This is a genomic window from Luteibacter sp. OK325, assembly GCF_003050935.1.
Lineage (GTDB): Bacteria > Pseudomonadota > Gammaproteobacteria > Xanthomonadales > Rhodanobacteraceae > Luteibacter.
In genome coordinates, this window is sequence record NZ_QAOX01000003.1 from 13432 (window position 1) to 38853 (window position 25422).

The 25422-nt window shown below is 64.7% G+C and carries 20 protein-coding genes; 4 read left to right on the forward strand and 16 right to left on the reverse strand.

All coding sequences use genetic code 11. From position 1 onward, the window contains the following. Window positions 1–7 precede the first annotated feature (7 nt). Entirely contained in the window at window positions 8–2839 is a 2832-nt protein-coding gene (rapA, locus tag C8J98_RS07770; protein ID WP_107913040.1) for an RNA polymerase-associated protein RapA, read from the forward strand. A gap of 4 nt (window positions 2840–2843) precedes the next feature. On the opposite strand, the gene C8J98_RS07775 is transcribed toward rapA, so the two are convergent. From C8J98_RS07775 to C8J98_RS07800, 6 genes are all read right to left on the reverse strand, one after another. After that, on the reverse strand, window positions 2844–3500 hold the full coding sequence (locus C8J98_RS07775; RefSeq protein ID WP_107912670.1) for a rhomboid family intramembrane serine protease: 657 nt from the start codon (window positions 3498–3500) through the stop codon (window positions 2844–2846). A gap of 14 nt (window positions 3501–3514) precedes the next feature. Then, the gene (gene gloA / locus C8J98_RS07780; protein WP_107912671.1) at window positions 3515–4045 is read right to left on the reverse strand and encodes a lactoylglutathione lyase; all 531 of its coding nucleotides are present in this window, start codon (window positions 4043–4045) and stop codon (window positions 3515–3517) included. A gap of 152 nt (window positions 4046–4197) precedes the next feature. After that, window positions 4198–5778 carry a hypothetical protein gene (locus C8J98_RS07785; RefSeq protein WP_107912672.1) on the reverse strand — a complete coding sequence of 527 codons (1581 nt, stop codon included), beginning with the start codon at window positions 5776–5778 and terminating at the stop codon, window positions 4198–4200. Then, a complete protein-coding gene (locus C8J98_RS07790) occupies window positions 5778–6221 on the reverse strand; it encodes a DUF3574 domain-containing protein (RefSeq protein WP_107912673.1) in 444 nt (147 codons plus the stop codon). Before C8J98_RS07790 ends, C8J98_RS07785 begins: the two co-directional genes overlap by 1 nt. 844 nt (window positions 6222–7065) lie before the next feature. Beyond that, complete coding sequence (locus C8J98_RS07795; RefSeq protein WP_107912674.1) at window positions 7066–8160, reverse strand: OmpA family protein; 1095 nt, start codon at window positions 8158–8160, stop codon at window positions 7066–7068. Window positions 8161–8356: 196 nt separating this feature from the next. Beyond that, on the reverse strand, window positions 8357–9808 hold the full coding sequence (locus tag C8J98_RS07800) for a bifunctional 2-methylcitrate dehydratase/aconitate hydratase (protein WP_107912675.1): 1452 nt from the start codon (window positions 9806–9808) through the stop codon (window positions 8357–8359). Between the two features lie 287 nt (window positions 9809–10095). Between C8J98_RS07800 and C8J98_RS07805 the strand changes: the two genes are divergently transcribed. Beyond that, entirely contained in the window at window positions 10096–10803 is a 708-nt protein-coding gene (locus C8J98_RS07805; protein WP_107912676.1) for a TerC family protein, read from the forward strand. Window positions 10804–11169: 366 nt separating this feature from the next. On the opposite strand, the gene C8J98_RS07810 is transcribed toward C8J98_RS07805, so the two are convergent. From C8J98_RS07810 to C8J98_RS07835, 6 genes are all read right to left on the reverse strand, one after another. After that, the gene (locus tag C8J98_RS07810) at window positions 11170–12024 is read right to left on the reverse strand and encodes a hypothetical protein (protein ID WP_233260164.1); all 855 of its coding nucleotides are present in this window, start codon (window positions 12022–12024) and stop codon (window positions 11170–11172) included. Between the two features lie 141 nt (window positions 12025–12165). Continuing rightward, entirely contained in the window at window positions 12166–13572 is a 1407-nt protein-coding gene (locus C8J98_RS07815; RefSeq protein ID WP_199229854.1) for an acetate kinase, read from the reverse strand. A gap of 2 nt (window positions 13573–13574) precedes the next feature. Further along, window positions 13575–14171: a hypothetical protein gene (locus C8J98_RS07820; protein ID WP_107912677.1), complete on the reverse strand. Its 597-nt coding sequence runs from the start codon at window positions 14169–14171 to the stop codon at window positions 13575–13577. Then, on the reverse strand, window positions 14168–14851 hold the full coding sequence (locus C8J98_RS07825) for a C39 family peptidase (protein WP_233260165.1): 684 nt from the start codon (window positions 14849–14851) through the stop codon (window positions 14168–14170). The genes C8J98_RS07820 and C8J98_RS07825 overlap by 4 nt, the downstream gene beginning before the upstream one ends. Continuing rightward, window positions 14848–15213 (reverse strand): hypothetical protein, encoded by a 366-nt coding sequence (locus tag C8J98_RS07830; RefSeq protein WP_107912678.1) that lies wholly within the window; start codon window positions 15211–15213, stop codon window positions 14848–14850. Before C8J98_RS07830 ends, C8J98_RS07825 begins: the two co-directional genes overlap by 4 nt. 91 nt (window positions 15214–15304) lie before the next feature. Further along, window positions 15305–16249, reverse strand: a complete 945-nt coding sequence (locus C8J98_RS07835; protein ID WP_107912679.1) for a hypothetical protein — start codon at window positions 16247–16249, stop codon at window positions 15305–15307. Between the two features lie 296 nt (window positions 16250–16545). Here C8J98_RS07835 and C8J98_RS07840 point away from each other — a divergent pair, with 296 nt between their 5' ends. Further along, window positions 16546–18564, forward strand: a complete 2019-nt coding sequence (locus C8J98_RS07840; RefSeq protein ID WP_199229855.1) for an NADPH-dependent 2,4-dienoyl-CoA reductase — start codon at window positions 16546–16548, stop codon at window positions 18562–18564. Between the two features lie 140 nt (window positions 18565–18704). Here the strand turns inward: C8J98_RS07840 and prpC are convergent, their stop codons facing one another. From prpC to C8J98_RS07860, 4 genes are all read right to left on the reverse strand, one after another. Continuing rightward, window positions 18705–19859 carry a 2-methylcitrate synthase gene (gene prpC / locus C8J98_RS07845; protein ID WP_107912681.1) on the reverse strand — a complete coding sequence of 385 codons (1155 nt, stop codon included), beginning with the start codon at window positions 19857–19859 and terminating at the stop codon, window positions 18705–18707. A 12-nt stretch (window positions 19860–19871) separates the two neighbouring features. Further along, window positions 19872–20759, reverse strand: a complete 888-nt coding sequence (prpB, locus tag C8J98_RS07850; RefSeq protein WP_107912682.1) for a methylisocitrate lyase — start codon at window positions 20757–20759, stop codon at window positions 19872–19874. A gap of 153 nt (window positions 20760–20912) precedes the next feature. Then, window positions 20913–22820 carry a propionate--CoA ligase gene (prpE, locus tag C8J98_RS07855; protein WP_107912683.1) on the reverse strand — a complete coding sequence of 636 codons (1908 nt, stop codon included), beginning with the start codon at window positions 22818–22820 and terminating at the stop codon, window positions 20913–20915. A gap of 123 nt (window positions 22821–22943) precedes the next feature. Next, entirely contained in the window at window positions 22944–24560 is a 1617-nt protein-coding gene (locus tag C8J98_RS07860) for an alpha/beta hydrolase-fold protein (RefSeq protein ID WP_107912684.1), read from the reverse strand. A gap of 80 nt (window positions 24561–24640) precedes the next feature. On the opposite strand from C8J98_RS07860, the gene C8J98_RS07865 reads away from it, so the two are divergent. Continuing rightward, window positions 24641–25420: a phosphatase PAP2 family protein gene (locus C8J98_RS07865; RefSeq protein WP_107912685.1), complete on the forward strand. Its 780-nt coding sequence runs from the start codon at window positions 24641–24643 to the stop codon at window positions 25418–25420. Window positions 25421–25422 lie beyond the last annotated feature (2 nt).

The window sequence follows — 25422 nt, forward strand, 5'->3', positions numbered from 1 at the left end:
CCACCGCATGTTCCAACCTGGTCAACGCTGGATCTCCACCGCCGAACCCGAGCTCGGCCTCGGCACCATTCTTCGCGTCGAAGGTCGCGGCGTGCAGGTCCTGTTCGCCAAGGCGGGCGTGCTGCGCCCCTACGCCACCGACAGCGCGCCGCTGATCCGCGCCGAGTTCCGCGCCGGCCAGCGCGTTTCGGGCAAGGGCCTGGCCTTCCTCGTCGAACGCATCGAAGAGCGCGAAGGCCTCTTCGTTTATCGCGGTGAAGGGCGTGAGCTGGAAGAAGGCCAGCTCGACGACGAGCAGGCGCTTTCGCAAGCCGATGACCGCCTCATAGGCGGTCGCACCGATACCAACGAAAGCTTCGACCTGCGCCTGGACGCCCTGCGTCGTCGCGCCGACACGCGCCGTTCCGCAGCGTGGGGTCTGGAGTCGGCCCGCATCGGCCTGGTTCCGCATCAGTTGCGCGTGGCCGGCATTGCCGCCGCACGCCGCCCGCCACGGGTGCTGCTCGCCGACGAAGTGGGCCTGGGCAAGACCATCGAGGCTGGCATGATCCTGGCTCGGCAGCTCGCCGCGGGTCGCGCGGGCCGCGTACTGGTGCTGCTGCCGGAGACCCTGGTGTACCAGTGGTTCGTTGAATTGCTGCGCCGTTTCAACCTGTCGTTCGCCATCTTCGACGAAGAGCGCTGCGAAGCCATCGAGCAGTCCAACGACGGACGTAATCCGTTCGAAGACGACCAGCTGGTGATCGCCGACTTCGCCTTTCTCGAATCCGCGCCGAAACGTGCGCGCCAGCTGGCCGAAGCCGGCTGGGACCTGATGGTGGTCGACGAGGCGCATCACCTGGAGTGGACGCCCGAAGCCGCCAGCCCGCGTTACCGCCTGGTCGAGGAACTGGCCACGGCAACACCCGGTGTCATCCTGCTCACCGCCACACCGGAGCAGTTGGGCCGCGCCGGGCATTTCGCCCGCCTGCGCCTGCTCGATCCACAACGTTACAGCGATCTCGACGCCTATCTTGCCGAATCCGCGGAGTACGGCGAACTCTCCGAGGTCGCCAATGCGCTCGCCGACGGCAAGCCGCTCTCCGCGGAGCACCGCGCCCTGCTGACCACCCGCTTCAAGGGAGATCGCGAGCTCGCCGGCCTCCTGATGCGCGACGACGCGCACGCCGAACTGCTTGCCGCACTGATCGACCGCCACGGCACCGGCCGCGCGATGTTCCGCAACCGCCGCGCCGGTATCGGTGGTTTCCCGCGTCGCACGCCGGAGATCCTCGCGATCGATCCGGACACGCTCGACGCCGGTCGCCGCGATGCCCTGCTCGCCGAATTCCGTGCGGATATCCAGAGCGCGCCAGCTCACCTCGAATTCGACTACAACGACGACCCGCGCCTCGAAGCACTGATCGACCTGCTCGACGCCCACCCGTCCGACAAGTTCCTGCTCATCTGCCGTAGCCAGGCCAAGGTGCTGGCGATCGAAGATGCCCTGCGCACGAAGAGTGGCGTGGGCGTTGCCCGTTTCCACGAAGGCCTCGGCATCGTGCAGCGCGATCGCAACGCGGCGTTCTTCGCCCAGCCGGACGGTGCCCGCCTGCTGCTGTGTTCCGAGATCGGTTCGGAAGGTCGTAACTTCCAGTTCGCCCACCGCCTGGTGATGTGGGACCTGCCGCTGGACCCTGACCTGCTCGAACAGCGCATCGGTCGTCTTGACCGCATCGGCCAACGCCACGATATCGTCGTGCACGTGCCCGTGGTCGAACAGAGTGCCCAGCACGTGCTGGCCCGCTGGTACGACGAAGGCCTGGACGCATTCCGCTCGAGCCCGGCCGATGGCCGCGAACTGCTGCGCCGCTTCGGTGAACTACTCGCCAACCTCGCCGACGAACACGCCCGCGAAGACGATTCACGCGACCAGGAACTCGACGCGCTCATCGCGGAAACCCGGGGTGCGCACGAGGAACTCTCCGCCCTGATCCACGCCGGTCGCGACCACCTGCTCGAACTGGCGGCCAGCCGCGATCCGCACGCCGGCGATCTCGCGGCCAGCTTCGCCCGCGAAGACCAGGACCCGGCGCGCGACGCCTTCATCCAGCGCCTGTTCGAAACCTATGGTGTGCACACGGAAGAACTCGCACCCGACATCGTGCTGCTCGACCCGCAATATCTCTCCACGGACGGCTTGCCCGGTTTCGCCGATGGTCCGCTCTCGGTGACCTTCTCGCGCGATGTCGCCCTCGCCCGTGAAGACCTGCCCCTGCTGCGCATGGACCATCCGATGGTCTACGCGGCCGTGGACCTGCTGGTCAGTGGTGAAACCGGCAACGCGGCCTTCCTTGTCGATGATGCCCTGCCCGTACGCACCGCCCTGCTGCAGACGGTTTACGTGCTCGAGATCATCGCCGATCGCTCGCTCGACGCCGGGCGTTTCCTGCCGACGACACCGCTCGTCGTCGCGGTGGACACCAAGCTATCGGAACGCCCGGGCTTCCGCCCGAGCGATATCGCCCTGCGCAAGGCGACAGATCGCAATATCGAAGTGGCGCGCTTTCGCAAGTTCCTTTCCAAGCTTGTGCCGCCCATGCTCGAGCACGCGCTCGACCTCGCCGAGGGCCGGGCAGAACTGCTCAAATACGAAGCGATCGACGCCGCGAAACTCGAGCTGGATGCAGAGCACGCACGCCTCGTTGCCCTGCGCGCGGTCAATCCTTCCATCGCAGCGGCGGAAGTCGATGCCATCGCCGCGGAACGCGATGCCCTGCTCGCGGCCATCCCCAACGCGCGCCTGCGCCTGGACGCCGTGCGCTTCGTCGTCAGCCCGGACTTCCTCTCCCTGCGCTAAAGGGTCAGGACCAACGGCGTGGTGGCGGTCGTACGCCCCACGCCCAGAGCAACAACAAGCCCGCGAACAGCCCACCCAGGTGGGCGAAATGGGCCACACCCGCCAACGTACCCGTGACACCGAAGAACAGTTCGGCGAGGCCGTAGAGGGTGACAAACAGCCATGCGGGAATCCCGATGGGAATCGGGATCATCATCAGCTTCTCGCGCGGGAACAGCATCGCGAAAGCACCCAGCAGGCCGAAGATCGCACCCGACGCACCCACCGTCGGGTAGATGCGATCCGGCTCGAACGAATACATGATGGCCAGCTGGGCGAGCGATGCCGCGACCAGGCAGGTGAAGTAGTAGATGATGAAACGGCGCTGGCCCATCACCCGCTCGATCAGTCCGCCGAACATGTACAACGCATACATGTTCAACAGGATGTGCATGACCGATCCATGCATGAAGCCGTAGGTGATCAGCTGCCACGGACGGAAGCCGACGCCGGCGATGTTGCCATTGCCAAGGTCCACCGCGATGTCATGGCCGACGGGCCACAGCGCAAACCATTTCGTAAGCGCAAGCGTGGTGTCGTCCTGCAGCAGGAGCTGAAGAACGAACACGAGCACGTTGGCGATGAGCAGGTTGCGCGTCACCGGAGGCAGGTTGGTCGGCATCGTCGTGTCCGGTCTCAGCTGATCAGCGGTGTCGGCTGAAGGATCTCGATCCAGTACTGGTCGGGATCGCGAATGAATGCGATATGGCGCATGCGGCCATCGCTCAACTTTTTCTGGAATGTCACGCCGAGTTCTTCGAAGCGTGCGCAGGCCACGTTGACGTCCGGCACGCTCACGCACAGATGCCCGAAGCCGCGCGGCTCGCTGTTGCCATTGTGATACGCGAAGTCGGCATCCTTCTCGGTGCCGTGGTTGTGCGTCAGCTCGAGCACGCCCGGCTGCGCCAGCGCCCAGCGCTTGCGCGCCTCGTCGTCATCAGGGATGAGGCTGCGGTCGCCGACCAGGACCAGGTAGACGATGGTGAACTTCGCCTCGTCGTATACGTGCTTGTAGACCGGCGTGAAGCCGAGCACGCGCGTGTAGAAGTCCAGCGAGACCTCGAGGTCGCGCACGCGGATCATGGTGTGGTTGAACACGAAGCCGTGGGTCGCGGCATCCGGTGTGGCAGTCACACCGGGTAGTGATGTGAGGTCGGCGAGGGACATGGGGATATTCCTTGGGACAATGCCCAAGGGTGGCTGCCACGGGGCGGCAATTCAAGCGCTGCGGGCAAGCCCCTTGTGGGAGCCGCTTCAGCGGCGATGGCAGGATGCCTCAACCCCATCGCCGGCATAGCCGGCTCCCACACGAGAGAAAATCACCGCCGCCGAGGCCCTACCGATAGCAGCAGCAACACCGCGGCAAGCGCCGCGTAAGCCGCAACAAACTGCCAAACCAACGCACGGATAGCGGGTTCGAGCAGCCAAGGCAGGTAAACCGAGCCGATCGGTTCCACTGAGTGAATGACGCCAAAGGCCGTGAGCACGGCGCCGATCGCGACGATGCCGGCGGCATTGCGCACCTGGCCGTCGATCATCGCGACCACGAAGCTGGCCCAGACCATCGAGGTGATGATGAAGCCGTTGCCGAGGATGACGATGACTGCCATCGCGGAGATACCGTGGGTGGCATCGCCATATAGCGCGGCGAAGTGCGCCGGATCGACGATGGACGGATCGCCCAGCTTGATCGCCAGCATCCGCGCGATCGCCGGGAAGAAGCTGAAAACCACCGCGGCGGCATAGCGCAACGGCGTCGCCTCGAAGGCCTGCGTGGTGATGCTGATCGAGATGAACACAAGGATCGGCGCCAATACGGCTACCGGCAGCAACTCGACCAGGTTAGCCAGGTAACCGAAGACACCACCCAGTCCGATGACCAGGCCGGTGACCAGTGTGTAGCCCGTACGAGCGCCCATGGCCTTGTACGCAGGTTGCCCGATATACGGCGTTGTCTGTGCGACGCCACCGCACATGCCTGCGACCAGGGTGGCCAGGGCCTCGACCAGGAGGATGTCCCGGGTCGGGTAGTCGTCTCCGGCGGCCCGCGCACTCTCCGTCACATTGATGCCACCGACGACCATCAACAGGCCGAAAGGCAGGATCAGCGGCAGGTAGGGCACGGTGGCAGGCAAGCCGTCGATGAAACCGAGCGTCGGCAGCGGGAAGCCGAGACGCCACTGCCACGCGCCGGGGGCGTGATATCCGCTACCGAGGAACCCCGATGGCCCAAGCCCGTAGTAAAGGGCCACGCCGACGATAAACGCACCGAGCACGCCGGGCAGTCCAAACGGCAGGCGACGCTTCGCCACCAGGGCGTAAAGCACCACACCCAGGCCAGCGAAGCCCACGACCGGCACGCGAAGTATCTCCACCAGCGGCAGGAAGCCCATCAGCACGAGGGCGATACCGGCAATCGAACCGAGCAGACCGGCCCGCGGTACGGAGCGTTGCACCCACGCGCCAAAGAACGACAGGATGAACTTCAACACGCCCATGACGACCAGCGAAGCCATGCCCAGGTGCCAGGTGGCCTCCCCTGCCGCGACGGGATCCATGCCGCCCTGGCGATAGCCCGCGAACGCGGGGCCGAGGACCAGCAAGGCCATGCCGATGGTGGTCGGTGCGTCGATGCCCAGCGGCATCGCCGTGACGTCCTGGCGCCCCGTGCGCGCCGCCAGCCGGTGCGCCATCCAGGTATAGGCGAGGTTGCCGAGCAGTACACCGAGCGCCGTGCCCGGGAACATACGCCGGAAGACGATGTCCGCCGGCATGCCGAAGATGCCGATCAGGGCCGTGGCCATGAAGGCCAGCAGTGAAAGATTGTCGACGACCAGGCCAAGCACGCCGTTGAGGTCGCCGCCGCTAAAACGGCGACGGCGCGTCAGGCTCGCGGCCATCAGAACGACACCTGCGCAGGTTGGGTGACGCGAAGGACGGACTGGTCGCCGGTCTTCGCCTTCCACGCGGCGCGAATCGCGTCGATTGCCTCACGCTGCGCGGGAGCATCCGCATGGAGGAGCACGACAATCTTCGAGCGCAGGCGTTCGGGCGCGGGCTGCTTGCTGCCCTGCCACTGGCCATAGGCGTCGATGACCGTAAGACCACTGGGGAAGCGCGGCGTCACTTCCTTGTCCAGGAAGGCGCGCCAGTCGACCTCGCTGACCCCGTCGGCATGGCCCGCTGTACCCAGGCCAAAATACAGTTCGGTGCGCATCCAGCCCGCGGTCGTGGCGGGATGGGCGGCATCACCGGCTAACGTCGGCGATGTGGTCGGCATGTGCGTCGTGCAGCCGGCGCAGGCCAGCATCATGCCGAGGACGACCCCTGCCATCGCTTTCATGCAAAGCCCCTTTGGACGTCCGTACGTCCAGACGCCCTGAGCGTACAGGCCTGGCGAGGGAACGGAAACAGCGAGGGGTGAGGCGACCGGAATTCCGCGGACGTCGCTGCGGACGTGGACGTAGCAGCGCAGAGCGTGACGTCGCGGCGCAGAGCCTTCGGTGCCCACCCTCGCTGCTCAGACAGTCCTCCGCGTTTCGTACCGGAAAGGCCGCTGCGCGGCCCGTGTTCTCACTGGCCTACGGCCGCTCCACTTGTGCGGAACTCGCCTCGAGGGTGGGCACCGAAGGCTCTCCCGAGCCCTGAGGTTCGTGTGGGTCGAGCCAAAGCGTGTGGCAGCATCGTCCGCAGGCACGCAGGCACGCAGGCACGCCGGCACGCCGGCAAAGGCGCGGGGGAACGTGATCGGCACGGGTACCAGCCATCGCTTTCGCATGGGCCAGGAGTTCCGCGAGCGACCGGGGCCGACGACGGCACCACGCAACGGCTCGCCTTTCACTCGACCGTATCGTCGTGAGAGGCCTTGGTGTCCACCCTCGAGGCGAGTTCCGCACAAGTGAGCGGCCGTAGGCCAAATAGACACATGGGCCGCGTGAGCGGCCTTCCGATCCGAACGCGGAGGACTGTCTGAGCAGCGAGGGTGGACACCAAGGCCTCCCCCGCGAGACGCCCAAGTGTAGAGAGCGATGGCGAAGCCGAGCCATGCGCGAGGTGCGAGGTGCGAGGTGCGAAAGAATGCACGGCCTGAAAGCTGAGCGCCCGGCCCCGGTAATCCGCGAAGAACCTAAAAAAAAGAGCCCGGCTTTCGCCGGGCTCCTTTCGTGCAACTACCGATCTTTAACGGATTACTGCTGAACCTGCAGTTCCGTACGACGGTTACGAGCGCGGCCTTCGGCCGTGTCGTTCGTGTCGATCGGGTTGTTCTCGCCGTGACCGATCGGGCCTTCCAGACGGTCGGCACCGATGCCGTGAGCCGTGAGGTAGTCGAACACGATCTTGGCGCGACGCTCGGACAGACCCTGGTTGTAAGCGTCCTTACCGACGCTATCCGTGTAACCGGCAACCGTGACCTTGACGGTCGGGTAACGCTGCAGCGTATCGACAGCCTGGTCGAGGACGCCCAGCGATTCGCTGGTCGGCTCCTGCAGGGTCGGGCCGATGTTCGTCTCGCCCTTCTTCGGACGGTCGAACTTGAAGTTGACGCCGCGCAGGTCGATGACGACCTTCTGCGGGCAACCATCCGGACCGACGATCGTGCCAGCCGGCGTGGCCGGGCACTTGTCGTCGCAATCGTTCACGCCATCGCCATCGCTGTCGAGGGTGGAGCAATCCGGAGCGGCCGGGGCCGGTGCAACGGCCGGAGCCGGAGCTGCCGGCGGCTCGCCGAAGCGCGAGACGATCGAGAAGCCGAGGAACCAGTCGCCGTAGCCGTTCTCGCTACGAATGGTCTTGTCGTCCCAGTCGTAACGGTAGCCGGCTTCCACGCGGAAGTCGGAGCTGTCGGTGATGGTCTTGGACACGCCGACGCCGAGCTCGGCGGCCGGGGCCCAACCCTTGTCTTCCGGGTTGTGGTGGTAAGCACCCATCACACCGGCGAGCAGGTACGGACGCCAGCTGTCCCACGCACCAGCGTAGAAGCGGGCGGCAACGCCGTAGCTGTTGCTCGACCAATGACCGTTCGCATCGTTGTCGCGCTTGGTGCGGTCGGCAAAGATGTCGATCGAGGCGTTGTTCGAAATGAACTTGCCAACGCCCAGACCATAGTAGGCCTGACGCGAGTTGGTGTTGCGGTCGGTATCGTTGTAGTAACCGCCAACCGTCGGGGCGACGTACCAGCGGCCGTCATAGCCGTTACCCGCGTCAGCGGATTCCTGCGCGTGAACGGCACCCACGCCGCCCAGGGCCAAGCCGATCAGCAAAAACAAGCCCTTACGTTTCATCGGTGTCTCCTCATTATTGGTATTCGCGTCCGCGCTCCACCCCAGACGGAAATCGCGCGTAGAAACTCTTATCGAATCCGGGGACTTCTGCCGTCCCTCGCTTTAAACCCCTTCAACGGGCGGCGGCAGTTTAGCAAAAATCAAACAATTGAACACGTGCTAAAAACCGCCGTTCATACTTGAGTCACAGCCATTATCAAGCCGTGAAGAGTGTCATGAACTCGTGAATGGGCATGGCATCGAGCGTTTCCGGCGAAGAAGTGACCGCAAGAACCTTCTCGACCCGCTCTGCAGGCCACTCTGCGCGCAGGGCCGCCTCGAATTTCTTGAGCAGGACCGGGATGCCTTCGGCACGCCTCTTGCGGTGGCCGATCGGGAAATCGATCGAGACTTTTTCGGTTTTCGACCCGTCCTTGAAGAAAACCTGCACCGAATTGCCGATGTAGCGCTTTTCCGGATCGAAGTAATCCTTGGTGAATTGCGGATTCTCGACCACGGTCATTTTGTCTCGGAGGGCGTCGATACGCGGATCCGAAGCGATCGAGTCATTGTAATCATCCGCTGTCAGGCGGCCGAAAATCAGCGGCACGGCGACCATGTACTGGATGCAGTGGTCCCGGTCGGCGTAGTTGGCCAGGGGGCCGGTCTTGTCGATGATGCGGACGCCGGCTTCCTGGGTCTCGATGACGATCTTCTCGATCTGGTCGACCCGGTCGGCGACCTGGCCGTGCAGGGCCATGGCGCATTCCACCGCGGTCTGGGCGTGGAATTCGGCCGGGAAGCTGATCTTGAACAGCACGTTTTCCATCACGTAGCTGCCGAACGGGCGCTCGAACTCGAAGGCGTTGCCCTTGAAGGCCACGTCGTAGAAGCCCCAGGTCTTGGCCGTGAGCGCCGAGGGGTAGCCCACCACGTTACGGTAGACGGCGTTGATGGCATGGGTGACGGCGCGACGGCAGGCATCGCCGGCGGCCCAGCTCTTGCGCGGGCCGGTGTTCGGGGCATGGCGGTAGGTGCGCAGGGCGCCGTTGTCGATCCAGCTGTGCGAGACGGCGGTGGTGATCTGCTCCTTGCCGCCGCCGAGCATGGCGGTGGTCACCGCCGTCGAGGCCAGGCGGACGAGGATCACGTGGTCCTGGCCGACGCGGTTGAAGCTGTTTTTCAGGGCGTAGCAGCCCTGGATCTCGTGGGCCTTGATGGCATAGCCGAGCACGTCGCGCACGGTCAGCGGCTGGCCACCTTCTTTCTGCGCCTTGCGCGAAAGGTAGTCGGCCACGGCGAGGATCGCGCCCAGGTTGTCCGACGGGTGGCCCCACTCGGCGGCCAGCCAGGTGTCGTTGAAGTCGAGGTAGCGGATCTGGGTGCCGATGGCGAAGGCGGCCTGGACCGGGTCCAGCTCGTGTGAGGTGAACGGCACGCGGGTGCCGCCCTGCATCACGGCGCCCGGAACCAGCGGACCGAGGTGCTTGACGCAGTCCGGGAACTTCATCGCCAGGGCCGAGCAGGCCAGCGAGTCGAGGAGCATGTAGCGCGCGGTGTCGTACGCCTCTTTCGAGTCGATCTGGTAATCGGCCACGTAGTTGGCGATGTCCACCAGCGGCTGGTCCGGATCGGGACGCGTGGCGGAACGGATGTCGTGTGCGCTCATGGACTTCACTCGTGGAGGGTGGGAAACCGTCGATTTTAACCGGTCGACCCCCGGGTATGTCTTGCCGCGGTGCATCCCAACCCCCACAATGCCGACGACTACCACCCAAGAGGGAGTAGTTCCGCGAAGCCCTCGGGCTTCGTGCGCGACGATCGTCAATACGGACGCCACACGCGTCCCGGGCGTCGCGGCGGCTTCGCGCCGGGAACGAGACTTTTGTGGTGACGACGGGTGCGCGTACCCGTCGCCGCCGCATTCGATCTCACAACGCGCGAAGGACCCGCTCCATGGATTTCCTCACCCCCGAATTCTTCTCCGGCCTGGCGGCGATCATCCTGCTCGACCTGGTGCTGGCCGGCGACAACGCCATCGTCATCGCCCTCGCCGCCCGCACCCTCCCCCGCGACCTGCAGAAGAAGGCGGTGTTCTGGGGCACCTTCGGCGCCATCGCGCTGCGCATCGTGCTTACCTTCGCGGTCATCTGGCTGCTCAAGCTGCCCGGCCTGATGCTGGTTGGCGGCGCCCTGCTCATTCCCATTGCCTGGAAACTACTCAAGCATGAGGAGCACGACCCCTCCATAACGCCCGCTGCGAGCTTCTGGGCGGCGATCCGCACCATCGTAGTGGCCGACGCGCTGATGGGCCTGGACAACGTCCTGGCGATTGCTGGCGCCGCCAAAGGGCACATGGGCCTGGTCGTCCTCGGCCTGGCGATCAGCGTGCCGCTGGTTGTGTGGGGTTCGACCCTCATCCTCAAGCTGATCGAGCGCTTCCCCATCGTGGTCTACATCGGTGCCGCGGCCATCGCCTGGACGGCCGCCCGCATGATCGCCCACGACCATCTGGTCGCCCCGTGGTTCGACGCCAACCCATGGGCGCCGTGGACTCTCGACGCCATCCTCGTCATCGGCATCTGCGCGGGTGGCTGGTGGCGTGCACGTGTTGCGCAACGAGCCAATACTGCGTCGCGGCTTGCTGCGCAGAAGGTCCGCTGAAGTAGCTAAGGCTCGCCTTCGGCATCGCGTTTGCGCTCGCGCCGCGTGGCGTCGCAAGAGCCGGCGGGTGCCACCCTCGGGGCCGGTAGCGCAGGCGAGGGCTTCGACTGGACAAGGCCCGTCAGGGGGCCGGCCAGGGATGGCCGGCCGCTTTTGGGCGGCCCTTCCTGTTCGGGTCGCCGCAGTCGTGGCCCCGAGGGTGGCACCCGCCGGCTCTTGCGACGCACCGCGAGCCCAAACGCAATGCCGTAGGCGAGCCCACCCCCGTCAGGGGGCAGGAAGAACCATAAAAAAAGGCCGCCCGAAGGCGGCCCCAGGATTCCCCCCGGCTAGGCGACCGGCACGAACCGTTCGCCAACCAGACGATCAGAAGCGGAAGCGGACGTACGCAGCCGGTCCGTTGAGCTTCATGTCGAGGTCGAGGTCGTACTGCCGCTTGTCCTGGTTGAGCTTGATCTTCGTATACGCGTATTCCGCGCCGAAGCCCACGTTCTGCCATGGGAACCACTCGACACCCAGCGCGGCGTCGAAGATGTGGCCATTCAGCGTGCCGCCGTTCTTCTTCACGCCGGAGGCATTGAAATACATGCGCCACTGCTCATTGAACGCATGGCGCCAGCCGATCTGCAGGTTGGGCGCCCAGGCGCTGGTGTTCGTGCTCGCGCCCTGGGAGACCGTGTTGCCGTTGACCGTCGCATCGCCGTAAATGCTGGCGTGCACCTTGTAGTAAGCCGCACCCAGGCCCACGCCGAACACGTCGTCGCCCGTGCCGAACCACCACTTGTAAGCAGCGCTGCCAAAGGTGAACTTCAGGTCGCCCTTCACGAGCGCGGTGGCGTCGATCGGCTGGCCGAGGAAGTCGATCGACTCATCGAGCGTCTTCGACTGCGACCGGTTCACCTCGTAATAGTCGAAGGTGAAGCCCTGATGCTCGCCGATCAGGAAGTCCAGGCGTGCGCGCGGAACGGTCTTGTGCTTCTTGAAGTCGAGATCGTTCTCGAGGTTCACGTTGCCGCTGCTGTTGAGAATGGGCGTCTTCGCGCCGATATTGGTGTCGTTGCTGGTGTAGTAACCACCGAGCCAGAGGCTGATGTTGTCCAGTGCCGGCGACTGGGATTTCTTGTTGCTGTCCTGCGCATGCGCGGTGGCACCGAAGACAGCGAGTGTGGCGATTGCGAGGCCCGCGGTGGCCTTGCCGAAACGATAATGACGGTTGCGCATGTGCGTGAAACTCCCTGCCAAGGTTTTTTGTTTTTGATCGAACCCCCATCGAAAGGTTAACGAACGAACATGTGTGCATCGCGTGCACGCAAAATCGCGCGTGTTTGAAACGCGTTCAGCGTAGTGAATGAATTGTGTGCGTCAGAGCGTGATCGGTACACGCACCGTAATCGTCGTATCCGGCGTGTCGCGAGTGACACCAACACCGAGCGTCACATTCAACGTTTCTTTTTCGTTGAAGCGATACGAACCGCCGATCAGCAATTGCCCCAGCGTCGAACGCGCGGACCCCGGCAGCGAATCGCCATTCTGTGACGTGCGTCCGACGAAAGCCTGGTCGTAGCCGATGCTGATCGACGCCTTTTCGTTGAGCGAAAGGCCCATGCCGATACTGATATCGGCAATGTCACCGGCCTTGATGTCGCCGAGGAACTGCTTGCCGGCACCCAATACGTTACGACTGACATTCTTGCGTTCAAAGTTATGCAGATAGCTCAGGTTGCCGAAGAAAACGACGGGGTCCGACGGATACAACCAGGTCACGCCCGCCTGTGCCGAGTAAAAACCGGTACCGGTCGGGCTCTGCAATGGCAGGCCGGTGCCGGTGAAGTTCTCAAGGCAGCGAGTGACGCAATCGCTGGTGACTTCGAACGGATCGCGACCCGTCCGCGATTTGGCACGGAACCAGCCGACGTAATAGGGCTTGTCCGCGCCGCCGTCGTTGAGCTGGTAGCGCAACGTGGCTTCGACGTCGCCGATACCCTTGCCGCTGGTGGTGAACAGATTGTCCTGTGCGGTGCCGGTGAAGATTTCGCGACTGATGGTGTCGGTATGGTTGCTGACATACGGAACACGGATTTCGAGTTCCATCCGATTGGTCAGGCCATAGCGGAACGCCAGTGCGCCGGTCTGCGTCGTCGTCTTCACCTGTCGCACGTCGACAAGGCCGATCAGGATGGCCGGGATCACCGTGTAGCCAACGAGCGCCACGCGGTCACTCGACGAATAGCCGTACTGGTAGGACGGCTCGATAATGAGCTTGCCTTTGGGCGTGAGCACGCCAGGCTGGTCGAAGATCGGTGCGACTTCCGGCGGACGGTCGTCCTGCTCGGGCCGCTTGCCGACCGGCCGCGTGGCGACCACGGGTTGCGATGCCTGTGCCGGTGGCGCGCCCGGCGCCGGTGTACCCGGGGTTTCGTCCTGTGGTGGCGCCGTTTGCGTACCGGCTACGGCCGCGGAGCCGCCGCGAGCCTCCTCCAGCGCATTCATGCCGATGGCCTTGCGCAGGTCGTTGTACTGCACTTCCTGCGACGCAAGCTCGCGCTTCATCTGCTCGAGCTCGGCGAGCTGTTCGGCCATCTTGCTGCGCATCGCGTCGATTCGTCGTCCCTGCGCCTCGATTTTCTCGCGTATGGCCGGATCGACCGTGCTACTGCTCGCCGCGCTGGCATCCTGCGCCAGGCACGCCCCGATCCACATGGGGAGCGTCGCCAGCGCAAGTGCACCCGCACACGTTCTTGCCTGCATCACCCTGCCGTTGCGATACATGCTTAATTCCCCCGGAACTGGACCACCGCGTCGTTAACCGATTCCGCAACTCGCATGTTCTGAAGCATGCGTGCCGTATTCACTGACGCGTCGATCGTGGTGGTGGCCGTGATGGCCTGGTTGTCTAACGAGTTCTGGATGACCAGACCCGGTGTGATCGAGGCGGGCAAACTGACCGACGCCGCGCTTTGCGCAGCCTGTGCGGGCCCACTCATGGCCGGCACCGACGCGGCGGACTGCGCCGTTGCGCCTGCCTGCGCCACGTTGGTCGGTGCCAGCGCCGCCGCGTTGACCGTGTTGTTGCCTACGTTGATCACGGTGGTCTGCAACGCGCTCTGCAGCTGCGCCGCCTGCTGGGCCGTGATGTTGGCGATGTCGGGTACCGAAATGGTGGTCCGCATCGCCTCCATGCCGTTGATCAACACCGTTCGCTCCAGGGCGAACGAGGCGCGCAGGTTGTCACCGAAGTCGTAGCCGCCGCGGATCTTGTCCAGCTGGGCGTCGGGTACCGCGTGATTGATCGGAAAGTCGGCCGCGTGGGCAGCGGCACAGGCGCCGCTGGCGATCACGGCGGCAAGAAGGATGGGGCGGGTTTTCATATGTCCCCCGGTCCGCGCTTGGGCATGACGATCGGCCCGAGCCCATTACGCTCGATGCCTTCGGTGATCGGTGCCGCAGGAGCAACCGCCCAGTCGCGCGGACTGTTGAAAATGGCGCGGTCTCGCTCGTTGTGGATGACGAAGACGACGTGGTTGTTCCACATCGCATCAAAACGGCGCTTCGACATCGAACGGGTGCCCCGTGCAGGGTCGCCGACCAGCACACGGCCATTCTTGTAGCCCTTGATCACCACGAAATGGTGGTAGCCACGCTCATTGATCAACACGATGGCGGGAATGCCTTCGTCGTCGAGCTTTTCCAGCGGCACGTCGAAGCCGTCGGCATCGAAGCCGCGCGATGCAAGGAACCGCTTGATGTCGAGCAGGGAAAAACCTTCCTTGCCGATCTTGGCGCGGTCGCCGTTGGTGAACATCACGTCGAATGCCGCCTGCTCGTCGATCGGGTAGCCGTACTGGTAGGTGAGCAGCGTGGCCACCGCGGCGGAGCCGCAGCTGAAATCGTACTTCTGTCGAATCGTGTTACGAAACCGCGCTTCCTTGAGGCTCGTCAGGTGTATCGGGTACGACGTACCCGGGCTGGTCTGCACCTCCGCCTTCATGGCGATCGCCGGCGTGGCGGCAAGCGCGAAAAGCAGGGCGGCGGCGCAGGCGAACCTCACGGATTCATCCTGATGTTGACGATTGTCGCGTTCTGGATGAGCACGTTGTTGCCGGAATTCTGGATGACCGTCGGCAAGCCGGCGGAACTTCCGAACGCGCTACCGGAAACGATGTTGTTGCCGCTGAGATTGTCCTTCGCCTCGGTGTCGGACATCGTGCCGTTGAGGGTCTGGTTGTTGACGTTGTTGGTCGTGTTGGTACCGCCGCTCATGTCCTGCAACTGCTCGGATGGGGTCGCCACGCCGAACGATGGCGGAGGCGGTTCCTGTCCAGGGGGCGTGGCGTACGCGGCGGTGCTTACGCAAGCGGTGAAGATCGCCGCCAGCGCAACATGCGTACGGTGAATCCGGTGGTTCGGCATGGGTGTTCTCCAGCAAGGACATTCGTTCCTTATGGATGTCCACGGAGCGCACAAGGCGCTCCGTGGTTCCCGTCGCTTTGTGTCGTTTGCTTTACGGAGCGCCGCCCACGCTGAGGTTGGCCTGGACGTTCACGCCCTGCTGGATCAACGATGCCGCACCACTGTTCTGCGCGAAGGTGCTGATACCAGCTGCTCCACCGGCCGCGCTGCCCATGTTGTTGGACATGTCGAACGAACCCGCGTTGACGGAGTTCGCGCCGCCTGCACCGCCGGCACCACCGCCAGCACCCGTGCCCGCGCCGCCCGTGCCGTCGCCACCCGCCGCACCTGCTCCGCCTGCGCCGCCCGATGCAAGGGCTTCGCCGCCCGCGCCACCGGTAGAAGCACCGCCAGTCGCTGTCGCGGTCGCATCACCGGATGTGCCGGCGCCGCCCGTGCTGGCGCTTGCGCCACCCGTGCTGGCCGTCGAGCCTCCGGTCGGAGCACCACCACCGGCACCACGCGACCTGGCGTTGCCGCCGTCGCCCGAGGCGTCGCCGCCGTTGCCGTGCGCGCTGCCACCGGCCGATGCGGTCAGGGACCCGGCGCTACCGCTGTCTGAGTTGGCGTCGCCACCGACAGCACCACGAGCACGCGCGTTGCCGCCATCACCACCGGATCCGCCTTTGCCGCCAGATCCTTTGGCGCCGTAGCCATCGCCACCCGAGCCGCCTTTACCGCCATTGGAGTTGCCCCAGTTCGAGGCGACGTTGCCGTTACCGTATGTCGTGACGCCGCTCACCGTTCCGTTCAGGACGTTATTGGCGATGGCGTTGGTGGTGTTGAACGATCCGGACGTGGTTTTCGAATGAGTCGAGCTGTCGGCCCAGGAATGGGTCGAGCTGTCTGCATAACTCGAGCTGTCTGAGTACTGCACGGCAATCGATTTACGTTGGGCCGATGCGCCTGACGATCCCGTCTGGGTATCGTCGGCCATGGCCGGCAGTGCGAATCCGATAGCGAGGCAGATCGCCGTGGCGATAAGAGTCTTACGCATGGGAGAGTCTCCTGTGAGCGACGCGAAACCCCTGTTTCTGCGGGAAAGCCGGACGCCCTGCCAACGTTCCGGGTCATAGAAGAGAGCAAGTTGCGTGCCCGCTGTCGCGCCTGCCACGAGACCGCCGTCCCATGCGGGTTTCGCGAAAAACGCAAACTGAACGAGGACTCCGTTTTGTAAAGTCGCTGATACACGCCGTAACGCCACTGGTCCGGCGCACGATTGGTGCTGTCGCCCTTGCCCCGGGCGGCGGTTACGTGGATCATTCGAACGATCGTTTGAACCCGGATCCCGCCGTGTCCTATCCGCATCTTCTCGCCCCGCTCGACCTCGGTTTCACCACGCTGCGAAATCGCGTGCTGATGGGATCCATGCATACGGGCCTGGAGGACAAGGCGGCCGACTACGACAAGCTCGCCGCTTTCTTCGCCGAGCGCGCCCGCGGCGGCGTCGGCCTGATCGTCACCGGCGGCATCGCGCCGAACCTCCAGGGCTGGCTGAAGCCGATGTCCGGCACGATGTCGATGCCCTGGCACGTGGGCCGGCATCGCAAGGTCACCCGCGCGGTGCACGCGGAAGGCGGCAAAATCTGCATGCAGATCCTCCACGCCGGACGGTACGCGTACCAACCGTTCTCGGTCGCCCCATCGAAGATCAAGTCGCCGATCACCCCGTTTACGCCACGCGCGCTCTCCTCCGGCGGAGTCGAGCGCAGCATCGACGCGTTCGTGCGCAGCGCCAAGCTTGCGCGCGATGCCGGATACGACGGCGTCGAGGTGATGGGTTCGGAGGGCTACCTGATCAACCAGTTCCTCACAGCGCGGACCAACAAGCGCACGGATCGCTGGGGTGGCTCCGCCGAAAACCGCATGCGCTTCCCGATCGAGATCGTGCGCCGCATGCGCGAAGCGGTCGGCAAGGACTTCATCATCATCTATCGATTGTCCATGCTCGACCTGGTCGACGACGCACAGCCATGGAGCGACATCGTTACGCTCGGCAAGGCGATCGAAGCGGCCGGCGCTACGATCATCAACACCGGTATCGGCTGGCACGAGGCGCGCATTCCGACCATCGTCACCAGTGTGCCGCGCGGCGCCTTCAGCTGGGTGACGCGCCGGATGAAGGGAGAAGTGGGCATTCCGCTGGTCACGACCAACCGCATCAACATGCCCGACGTCGCCGAGCGCATCCTCGCCGACGGCGATGCCGACATGGTCTCCATGGCACGCCCGCTACTCGCCGATCCGGAGTGGGTGAACAAGGCCAGGGCCAGTCGCCCCGCTGCGATCAACACCTGCATCGCCTGCAACCAGGCCTGCCTCGACCACGTCTTCGAGAACCGCCGCGCATCGTGTCTGGTCAATCCGCGCGCCTGCCATGAAACCGAACTCACCATCACGGCGACTGCCACGAAGAAGCGTATCGCCGTCGTGGGTGCTGGGCCAGCCGGCCTCGCCGCCGCCACGACGCTGGCTGAGCGCGGTCATTCGGTCGCCCTGTTCGATCGCGCCAGCGAGATCGGCGGCCAGTTCAACATGGCCAAACGCATCCCCGGCAAGGAAGAATTCAGCGAGACGTTGCGTTACTTCAACCATCGCCTCGACGAAACCGGCGTGGAGCGCCGGCTCGATACCGATGCCACCGTCGACTCGCTCGTTACGGGCGGGTTCGATACCGTCATCCTCGCGACCGGCGTGCTGCCGCGCCCTCTCGACCTGCCCGGTGCGGACCACCCGAAGGTGTTGTCTTACCTCGATGTCCTGCATGGCAACGCCGCGGTCGGCGCGAAGGTTGCCATCATCGGCGCCGGCGGCATCGGCTTCGACGTGGCCGAATTCCTCAGCGAAGCGGCGCCCTCACCCACCATGGACATCACACGCTGGACGAAGGAATGGGGCGTCGACATGAGCATGGCCACGCCCGGTGGCCTGATGCCCGCCCAACCGGAAAAATCCGAACGGCAGATCTGGCTGTTGCAGCGAACGGCGGGACGTCCGGGTGCCCGGCTGAACAAGACCTCGGGCTGGGTGCACCGCGCGACACTGAAGAATAAGAAAGTGAGCATGATCGGCGGCGTCGGCTACGACCGCATCGACGACGCCGGCCTGCACGTCACCATCGACGGAAAGATGCAGGTGCTCGACGTGGACAACGTCATCGTCTGCGCGGGCCAGGAGCCGAACCGCGCATTGCACGAAGCGTTGGTGGCACGCGGCGTCGATGTCAGGCTGGTGGGTGGCGCGGATGTCGCGGCGGAGCTGGATGCCAAGCGCGCGATTGATAAGGCCACCCGCCTCGCGGCCGTACTGTAACCCCTGCTTTGTGTGGGAGCCGATTCATCGGCGATTGGCCTCCCGGCCTTGTGTGGGAGCCGATTCATCGGCGATTGGCCTCCCGGTCATACCGCTCCGTTGGCTTTTCGCCGATGAATCGGCTCCCACATTTCCTTATATCAGCGCTTTTCGATCGGCACGTAAGTCTGGTCTTCCGGACCCGTGTAGTTCGCGCTCGGGCGGATGATCTTGCCGTCCTGGCGTTGCTCGATCACGTGCGCGCTCCAGCCCGACGTGCGCGCAATGACGAACAGCGGCGTGAACATCGCCGTCGGCACGCCCATCATGTGGTACGCCGACGCCGAGTACCAGTCGAGGTTCGGGAACATCTTCTTCAGCTCCCACATCAGCTTCTCGATCTTCTCCGACACTTCGAACAAGCGCGGGTTGCCGCCGTCGGTGCAGAGCTTGCGCGCGATTTCCTTGATGATCTCGTTACGCGGATCGGACACGGTATACACCGGGTGGCCGAAGCCGATGATGATTTCCTTGCGCTCCACGCGTGCGCGGATGTCCGCCTCGGCTTCGGCGGCATCGCGGTAGCGCGCGATGATTTCCATTGCCACTTCGTTCGCGCCGCCGTGCTTCGGGCCACGCAGCGCGCCGATCGCGCCGGTGATGGCCGAATACATGTCCGAACCGGTACCCGCGATGACACGCGCGGCGAACGTGCTGGCATTGAACTCGTGCTCGGCATAAAGCACCAGGGAGCGGTCGAGCGCGTGCGAGTGCAGGTCGCTCGGCTTGCGCCCATGCAGCAAGTGCAGGAAGTGCCCGGCGATCGACTCGTCTTCGGTTTCCGTCTCGATGCGCTTGCCGTTGTGGCTGAAGTGATACCAGTACAGCAGCATCGAGCCGAAGCAGGCCATCAGGCGATCGGCGATGTCGCGCGCACCGGTGATGTTGTGGTCGTCCTTCTCCGGCAGCACGGTGCCGAGCACGGAGGCACCGGTGCGCATCACGTCCATCGGGTGCGTCGCGGCCGGCAGCAGCTCGAGCGCGGCCTTCACCGGCGCCGGCAGGCCGCGCAGGCGCTTGAGCTTGGCGCGATAGGCGTTGAGCTCCATCCAGTTCGGCAGCACGCCGTGGACGAGCAGGTAAGCGACTTCCTCGAAGGAGCCCTTGGCGGCAAGGTCGTGGATGTCGTAGCCGCGATAGTGCAGGTCGTTGCCGCTACGGCCGACCGTGCAAAGCGCGGTGTTGCCCGCCGCGACGCCGGAGAGGGCGACGGACTTCTTTGCCTTCGGCTGGGGAGTGGTGGTGGTGTCGCTCATGCGTGACTCTCCTTAACCCTTCTTGGAAAACAGAGCGTCGAGGTGACGCTCGTATTCGTGATAGCCGATGCGGTCGTACAGCTCCTCACGCGTCTGCATCGTGTCGATGACATTGCGCTGGTGACCGTCGCGGCGAATGGCGGTGTAGACGTTCTCGGCGGCCTTGTTCATGGCGCGGAACGCGGAAAGCGGATAAAGCACGATGCCCACGCCGACGCTGCCGAGTTCCTCCGTGCTGAACAGCGGGGTCTGGCCGAACTCCGTGATGTTCGCCAGCACGGGAACGTCCAGTGCATCGACAAAACGCTTGTAGGTCGGCAGATCGTACGCTGCCTCGGCGAAGATGGCGTCGGCGCCGGCTTCCTGGCACGCGATAGCGCGCTCGATGGCGGCGTCCACGCCGAGGACGGCGATGGCATCGGTGCGGGCGATGAGGAAGAAGTCCGGGTCGGTCTTCGCGTCGGCGGCGGCCTTGACGCGGTCGGCCATTTCTTCGGTGGTGACGATTTCCTTGCCCGGGCGATGACCGCAGCGCTTGGCGCCGACCTGGTCTTCGATGTGACAGGCGGCGGCGCCGAACTTGATCAGGCTTTTCACGGTGCGCGCGATATTGAATGCGCTAGGCCCGAAGCCGGTGTCGATATCGACCATGAGCGGCAGGTCGCACACGTCGGTGATGCGGCGGACGTCGGTGAGCACGTCGTCCAGGGTATTGATACCGAGGTCCGGCAGACCCAGCGAGCCGGCTGCGACGCCGCCACCGGACAGGTAAATGGCACGGAAGCCCGCGCGCCTGGCCAGCAGGGCATGATTGGCGTTGATCGCGCCGATCACCTGCAGCGGCTGTTCGGCCGCCAGTGCGGCGCGGAAGCGACCGCCAGCCGAGGGAAGCTGTGCCATGGAACTCTCCGGGTAAAGAATCCCATTTTAGCGCGAACCGGGGTTCGGGCTTTGTTGCGTCGCGGGAGACAGCATCGCCGATGAATCGGCTCCCACAGTCGCCGCTGGTCTTGTGTGGGAGCCGATTCATCGGCGACGGGTGCTCGCCGCCGCCTAGCCCGCCCCGCGACCCCCACACTGTGGCCCGCGGGCGATCGCCTTGCGAATCTCTTCCAGCGACGCCGGATCATCGAGCGTAGACAGATCCCCGGGATCCAGCCCCTCCATCAGCGCCTGGATCGCCCGGCGCAGCAGTTTCCCCGAGCGGGTCTTCGGCAACGCACCGACCACATACACGCAACCAGGCCGCGCCACGCCACCGAGCAACTCGACCACCCGCCGCTCCATCGCCTGGGCCACATCGCGTGGATCGTCAGTGACGCCCTGCTTCAGGGTGGCGAAGACGGCCGGCAACTGGCCTTTCAGCTCGTCGCCGATACCGACCACGGCGACTTCCGCCACCGCGCCAAGCGTGGCCACCGACTCCTCGATCTCGCGCGTGCCCAGGCGGTGGCCGGCCACGTTGATGACATCGTCCGTGCGGCCGAGGATGAAGAGGTACCCGTCCGCGTCCTGTACCGCCCAGTCCAGCGAGCTGTAGAGCAATTCCGTGAAGTGCCCGAAGTAACTGCGCACGTAGCGCTCATCGTCGCGCCAGATCGTGCTCAGGCAGCCGGGCGGCAAGGGCGGCTCGATGACGAGCACCCCTTTTTCGCCTGCCGGCTTTTCATCGCCCGTCGCCTCGTCGATCACCCGCATGCGAAAACCGAAGGTGGGCAAACCCGGCGAACCGGGCCTGACCGGCTTGAGGTCGAGGCCCGGCATCAGCGACACCGCGGGCCAGCCGGTTTCGGTCTGCCAGTAGTTGTCGACGACAAGCTTGCCGGTGCCCGTCGACAACCACTCGTATGTCGTCTGATCCAACGGTTCGCCTGCGCAGAAGATGTACTTCAGCGCGGAGAGGTCGGACGTCGACAGCCAGGCGGGATCCTGTTTCTTCAGTACACGGATGGCCGTCGGCGAGGAGAACATGGTCCGTACCCGGTACTTCTCGCAAAGCCGCCACCAGATGCCCGGATCGGGCGCTGTCGGCAGGCCCTCGTAGAGGATGGCGGTGCAACCGCCGATCAGCGGTCCGTACACGTTGTAAGAATGGCCGACCGCCCAGCCGACATCCGAGGTGCAAAGGATGGTTTGCCCGGGATGCAAATCGAAGATCGTCGTCATCGATAGCGCCAGCGCCACCGCATAGCCACCGACATCGCGCTGAACGCCCTTCGGTTTACCCGTGGTGCCGGACGTATAGAGCAGGTAACTGGGCTCGTTGGATTCGAGCCAGGCCACCGGGACGTGCGCGCCAGCGTGCTGGTGGCGCCGTTCGTTGTAGTCGACGTCGCGACCGGCCACCCGATCCATCGCAGCGTCGAGGCCGCGATCGACGATCAGCACATGCGGTGGCGGCGCCCTCGTTTCGCGCAGCGCGGCGTCGATGAGCGGTTTGTATGGAATCACCTTGCCCCCGCGCATACCGGCGTCGGCGCAGATCAGCAGCGCCGGCTCCGCATCGTCGATGCGTAATGCGAGGTTGTGTGCGGCGAAGCCACCGAAGACCACCGAATGGATCGCACCGATGCGGGCACAGGCCAGCATCGCGAAGACGGCCTCGGCGATGTTCGGCATGTAGATGACGACGCGATCCCCCTTGCCCACCCCGAGTTCGATCAGGACCGCGGCGAAGGTATTCACTTCGCGATGCAGTTCGCGATAAGTGATCTCGCGGGTGGTATCGGTCTCGGTGGACACGGCGATGAGAGCAAACTGGTCGCCACGCTCGTCGAGGTGGCGGTCGATCGCGTTGTGGCACAGGTTGGTCGTGCCGCCGACGAACCAGCGGCGGAAGGGAGGCCGGGACTCGTCGAGAATGCGCTGCGGTGGTGTTTCCCAATGGATCAACCGCGCCTGCTCCGCCCAGAACAGTTCGGGTTCGTCGACCGAGCGCCGCCAGAGGTCTTCGTAGCTCATGCCTTGCCTCGTCACTGTTGACCCGAACCTGTGGGAGCCGCTTCAGCGGCGATGGGTTTTTACGGCGGCGATGGGCCATACAGCGAGCACTCATTCGCCGCTGAAGCGGCTCCCACAGTATTTTTACGGAGCCTTACCCTGCCCCGGTCTTGCCACGCCGTACATCTCCCACGCGATCTTCTTCAGCATCGCATTACGGTCGTCGCCTTCGGCGTAGAGATCGAAATGCGTCCTGCCCGGAAGGAAACGGATGTCACTCTTCGCGTGCAGGCCATCGAGGGTGTCTTTGAGAAGTTTCGCAGAGCCGTCGAGATAGAACGTGTCCGCGGTGCCCACGATCAGGTGGATCTTGCCGTCGAGGTCCGGCTTGAGTTCCGGCCAGTGCGTGCGCAGGCGCTGCGCGATGTCGTAATGGTCGTGCCAATAGGCGACGACGGCAGGGTCGATGGCACCCGTGTCGCGGTTGAACATCGGCTGCGGGCGACCGTCCTGACCGCGCGGCGAGAACACCCAGTCGAACGAAGCCAGCTGGCCGCCGTAAGCGCCAAGCACGCGTTCCAGGTGGGCAAAGGTCTCGAAGGTGGCGATCACCTGGCCCTTGTCGCGGATCAGCGGATAGGCCGCACCATCGGCGCGCTTGTAGGCATTGGCATTCGCCGCATACAGGTTGATGCCGGTGAAATCATGGAAGTCGCTGGGATCGGGCGAGGTGGACCACGTGCCGCCGAACACCTTCGGGTATCGCGTCTGCAGCCACAGGGTGGCCCAGCCGCCCGAGGAATGGCCATTGAGGAACCGGCCGCCCACTTTGGCGTCCATCTTGTAGCGGCCTTCCAGCCAGGGAATGTATTCGGTGGTCAGCGCCTGGCCCCAGGGACCATTGTTCACCGAGTCGGCGAATTCATGCGTGCCGGTGGGACCGGATTCGTCGAGCAGCACCCAGATCATCGGGGGCATGGTCTTGTTGGACATCGCGGTCCATACGTAGGCGATCGTGCCGGCGAAGCGGTCGAAGCCGCCTCCGAAACCATGGGTGACGAAGACGGTCGGATAACGCGTCTTGCCGTTCGGGTCGTAGCCCGGCGGCGTCACTACCCAGGCGCGGATCGACAGCGGGTGGCCCGCGAATGCCGTCAGCGAGGTGCTCTGCAACACTTCGGCATGCGCATGCTGGCGTGCCTCGGGCAGCGCGTCACGCACCGCCTGCGGCATGGTCGGCGGCAACAGCCACGGATCCCTGACCGGCACGGTCCGGGTCAATTTCAATACCGGCAGGGAGCCACCAGCGGTGAGCCTGACCGGGGTCACCTCGCTGATCAGGTCGCCGCCACGGCGGCCGCCGTAGTTGTAATCGTGGCCGACGTCGAGCACGGCCTGAACCATATAGTCACCTGGCGGAAGGCTGGAGAAGCCCGCCGGGAACGCTTCGCCGTCAGTATCGAGATCGACCGACTGGCCGGGCGCGATCCAGTTCACTTCACGCGCCGCGACGGACACCGCCTTGGGCTGGAAAGGATTGGTATCGACCTCCTCCACTTTTCCGTCCTTCGCTGCCTCGCGGGCGACGGCGGCAGGCGCGGCGAACAGGAGCAGCCGGCCAGACGTGCCGTTGTCGGACGCCCCGTCGAGGGTGACCCGGACGATCCGGTGCGCCAGAGGTGCTTCATCGGCTTGCGCGGTGAACGAACCGGCGGCAAGGAACGCGAGCGCCAGGAGGGCGCGGGCGGGCAAGATCTTCATCGTGTGCTTTCCCCTTCTCGCCGCGGAGGCGCGGCATGGCAACATGACCGATCCTGCCACGAGACGAGGACCTTGAGGAAATGGACGCGGAATGGATCAGCCAGCACGCGATAACGATCTGGGCGATCCTGCTCGCCGTAGCCTTGCTCGGCGCCGACGTGGGCTGGCGACGGGCCGTGCGTCGACGTGAAGGACTGGATCCGGCCGCACGCAGTTTCCTGCGGCCGACCACCGCCATCGCCGTCATCGTGGCGACCCTGCTTATCGCCACGGCCATCGCCGTGGAAGTCCGCGAGCAGGCGGGCCTGACCGTCTTCGATGCTTCCCTTGCCAGCGATCTTCGCTCGAATATGCCCCGGCCGGTGCTTCACGTCGTGGCCCTGCTCTCGCGCACGGGAAACTCGGCGGTGCTCGGCACGGTCGCGATACTCGTCTTCGTCGCGCTCCTTTGGCGGCGGCACTGGCGGCTGGCCAGCGCGTGGATCGTCACGCTGGTCGGCACCGTCGTGATCAACAGCCTGCTCAAGGCATGGTTCCAGCGTGAGCGTCCCCTGCACGACCACGGCTTCATCATCGAGAAAAGTTACAGTTTCCCCAGCGGCCACGCCTCTGGCTCGATGGTGTTCTACGGCATGCTCGCCTATGTGCTCCTGGTGCTCACCCCACCGCGGTTTCATCGGCCCATCGTTATTGTCGCGGTGGCGATGACCACCCTCATCGGGATCAGCCGCATCCTGCTGCAGGTGCATTATTTCAGTGACGTGATGGCCGGCTATGCCACGGGCCTCGCCTGGCTGACGCTCTGCGTGGGCAGTGCCGAATACATCCGCATGCGCCAAGGGCGCAACGCGATCACCTGAAT

Coding starts and splice junctions, on each gene's coding strand:
- rapA (WP_107913040.1), top strand. CDS start 8: ATGTTCCAACCTGGTCAACGCTGGATCTCCACCGCCGAACCCGAGCTC.
- C8J98_RS07775 (WP_107912670.1), bottom strand. CDS start 3,500: ATGCCGACCAACCTGCCTCCGGTGACGCGCAACCTGCTCATCGCCAAC.
- gloA (WP_107912671.1), bottom strand. CDS start 4,045: ATGTCCCTCGCCGACCTCACATCACTACCCGGTGTGACTGCCACACCG.
- C8J98_RS07785 (WP_107912672.1), bottom strand. CDS start 5,778: ATGGCCGCGAGCCTGACGCGCCGTCGCCGTTTTAGCGGCGGCGACCTC.
- C8J98_RS07790 (WP_107912673.1), bottom strand. CDS start 6,221: ATGAAAGCGATGGCAGGGGTCGTCCTCGGCATGATGCTGGCCTGCGCC.
- C8J98_RS07795 (WP_107912674.1), bottom strand. CDS start 8,160: ATGAAACGTAAGGGCTTGTTTTTGCTGATCGGCTTGGCCCTGGGCGGC.
- C8J98_RS07800 (WP_107912675.1), bottom strand. CDS start 9,808: ATGAGCGCACACGACATCCGTTCCGCCACGCGTCCCGATCCGGACCAG.
- C8J98_RS07805 (WP_107912676.1), top strand. CDS start 10,096: ATGGATTTCCTCACCCCCGAATTCTTCTCCGGCCTGGCGGCGATCATC.
- C8J98_RS07810 (WP_233260164.1), bottom strand. CDS start 12,024: ATGCGCAACCGTCATTATCGTTTCGGCAAGGCCACCGCGGGCCTCGCA.
- C8J98_RS07815 (WP_199229854.1), bottom strand. CDS start 13,572: ATGTATCGCAACGGCAGGGTGATGCAGGCAAGAACGTGTGCGGGTGCA.
- C8J98_RS07820 (WP_107912677.1), bottom strand. CDS start 14,171: ATGAAAACCCGCCCCATCCTTCTTGCCGCCGTGATCGCCAGCGGCGCC.
- C8J98_RS07830 (WP_107912678.1), bottom strand. CDS start 15,213: ATGCCGAACCACCGGATTCACCGTACGCATGTTGCGCTGGCGGCGATC.
- C8J98_RS07835 (WP_107912679.1), bottom strand. CDS start 16,249: ATGCGTAAGACTCTTATCGCCACGGCGATCTGCCTCGCTATCGGATTC.
- prpC (WP_107912681.1), bottom strand. CDS start 19,859: ATGAGCGACACCACCACCACTCCCCAGCCGAAGGCAAAGAAGTCCGTC.
- prpB (WP_107912682.1), bottom strand. CDS start 20,759: ATGGCACAGCTTCCCTCGGCTGGCGGTCGCTTCCGCGCCGCACTGGCG.
- prpE (WP_107912683.1), bottom strand. CDS start 22,820: ATGAGCTACGAAGACCTCTGGCGGCGCTCGGTCGACGAACCCGAACTG.
- C8J98_RS07860 (WP_107912684.1), bottom strand. CDS start 24,560: ATGAAGATCTTGCCCGCCCGCGCCCTCCTGGCGCTCGCGTTCCTTGCC.
- C8J98_RS07865 (WP_107912685.1), top strand. CDS start 24,641: ATGGACGCGGAATGGATCAGCCAGCACGCGATAACGATCTGGGCGATC.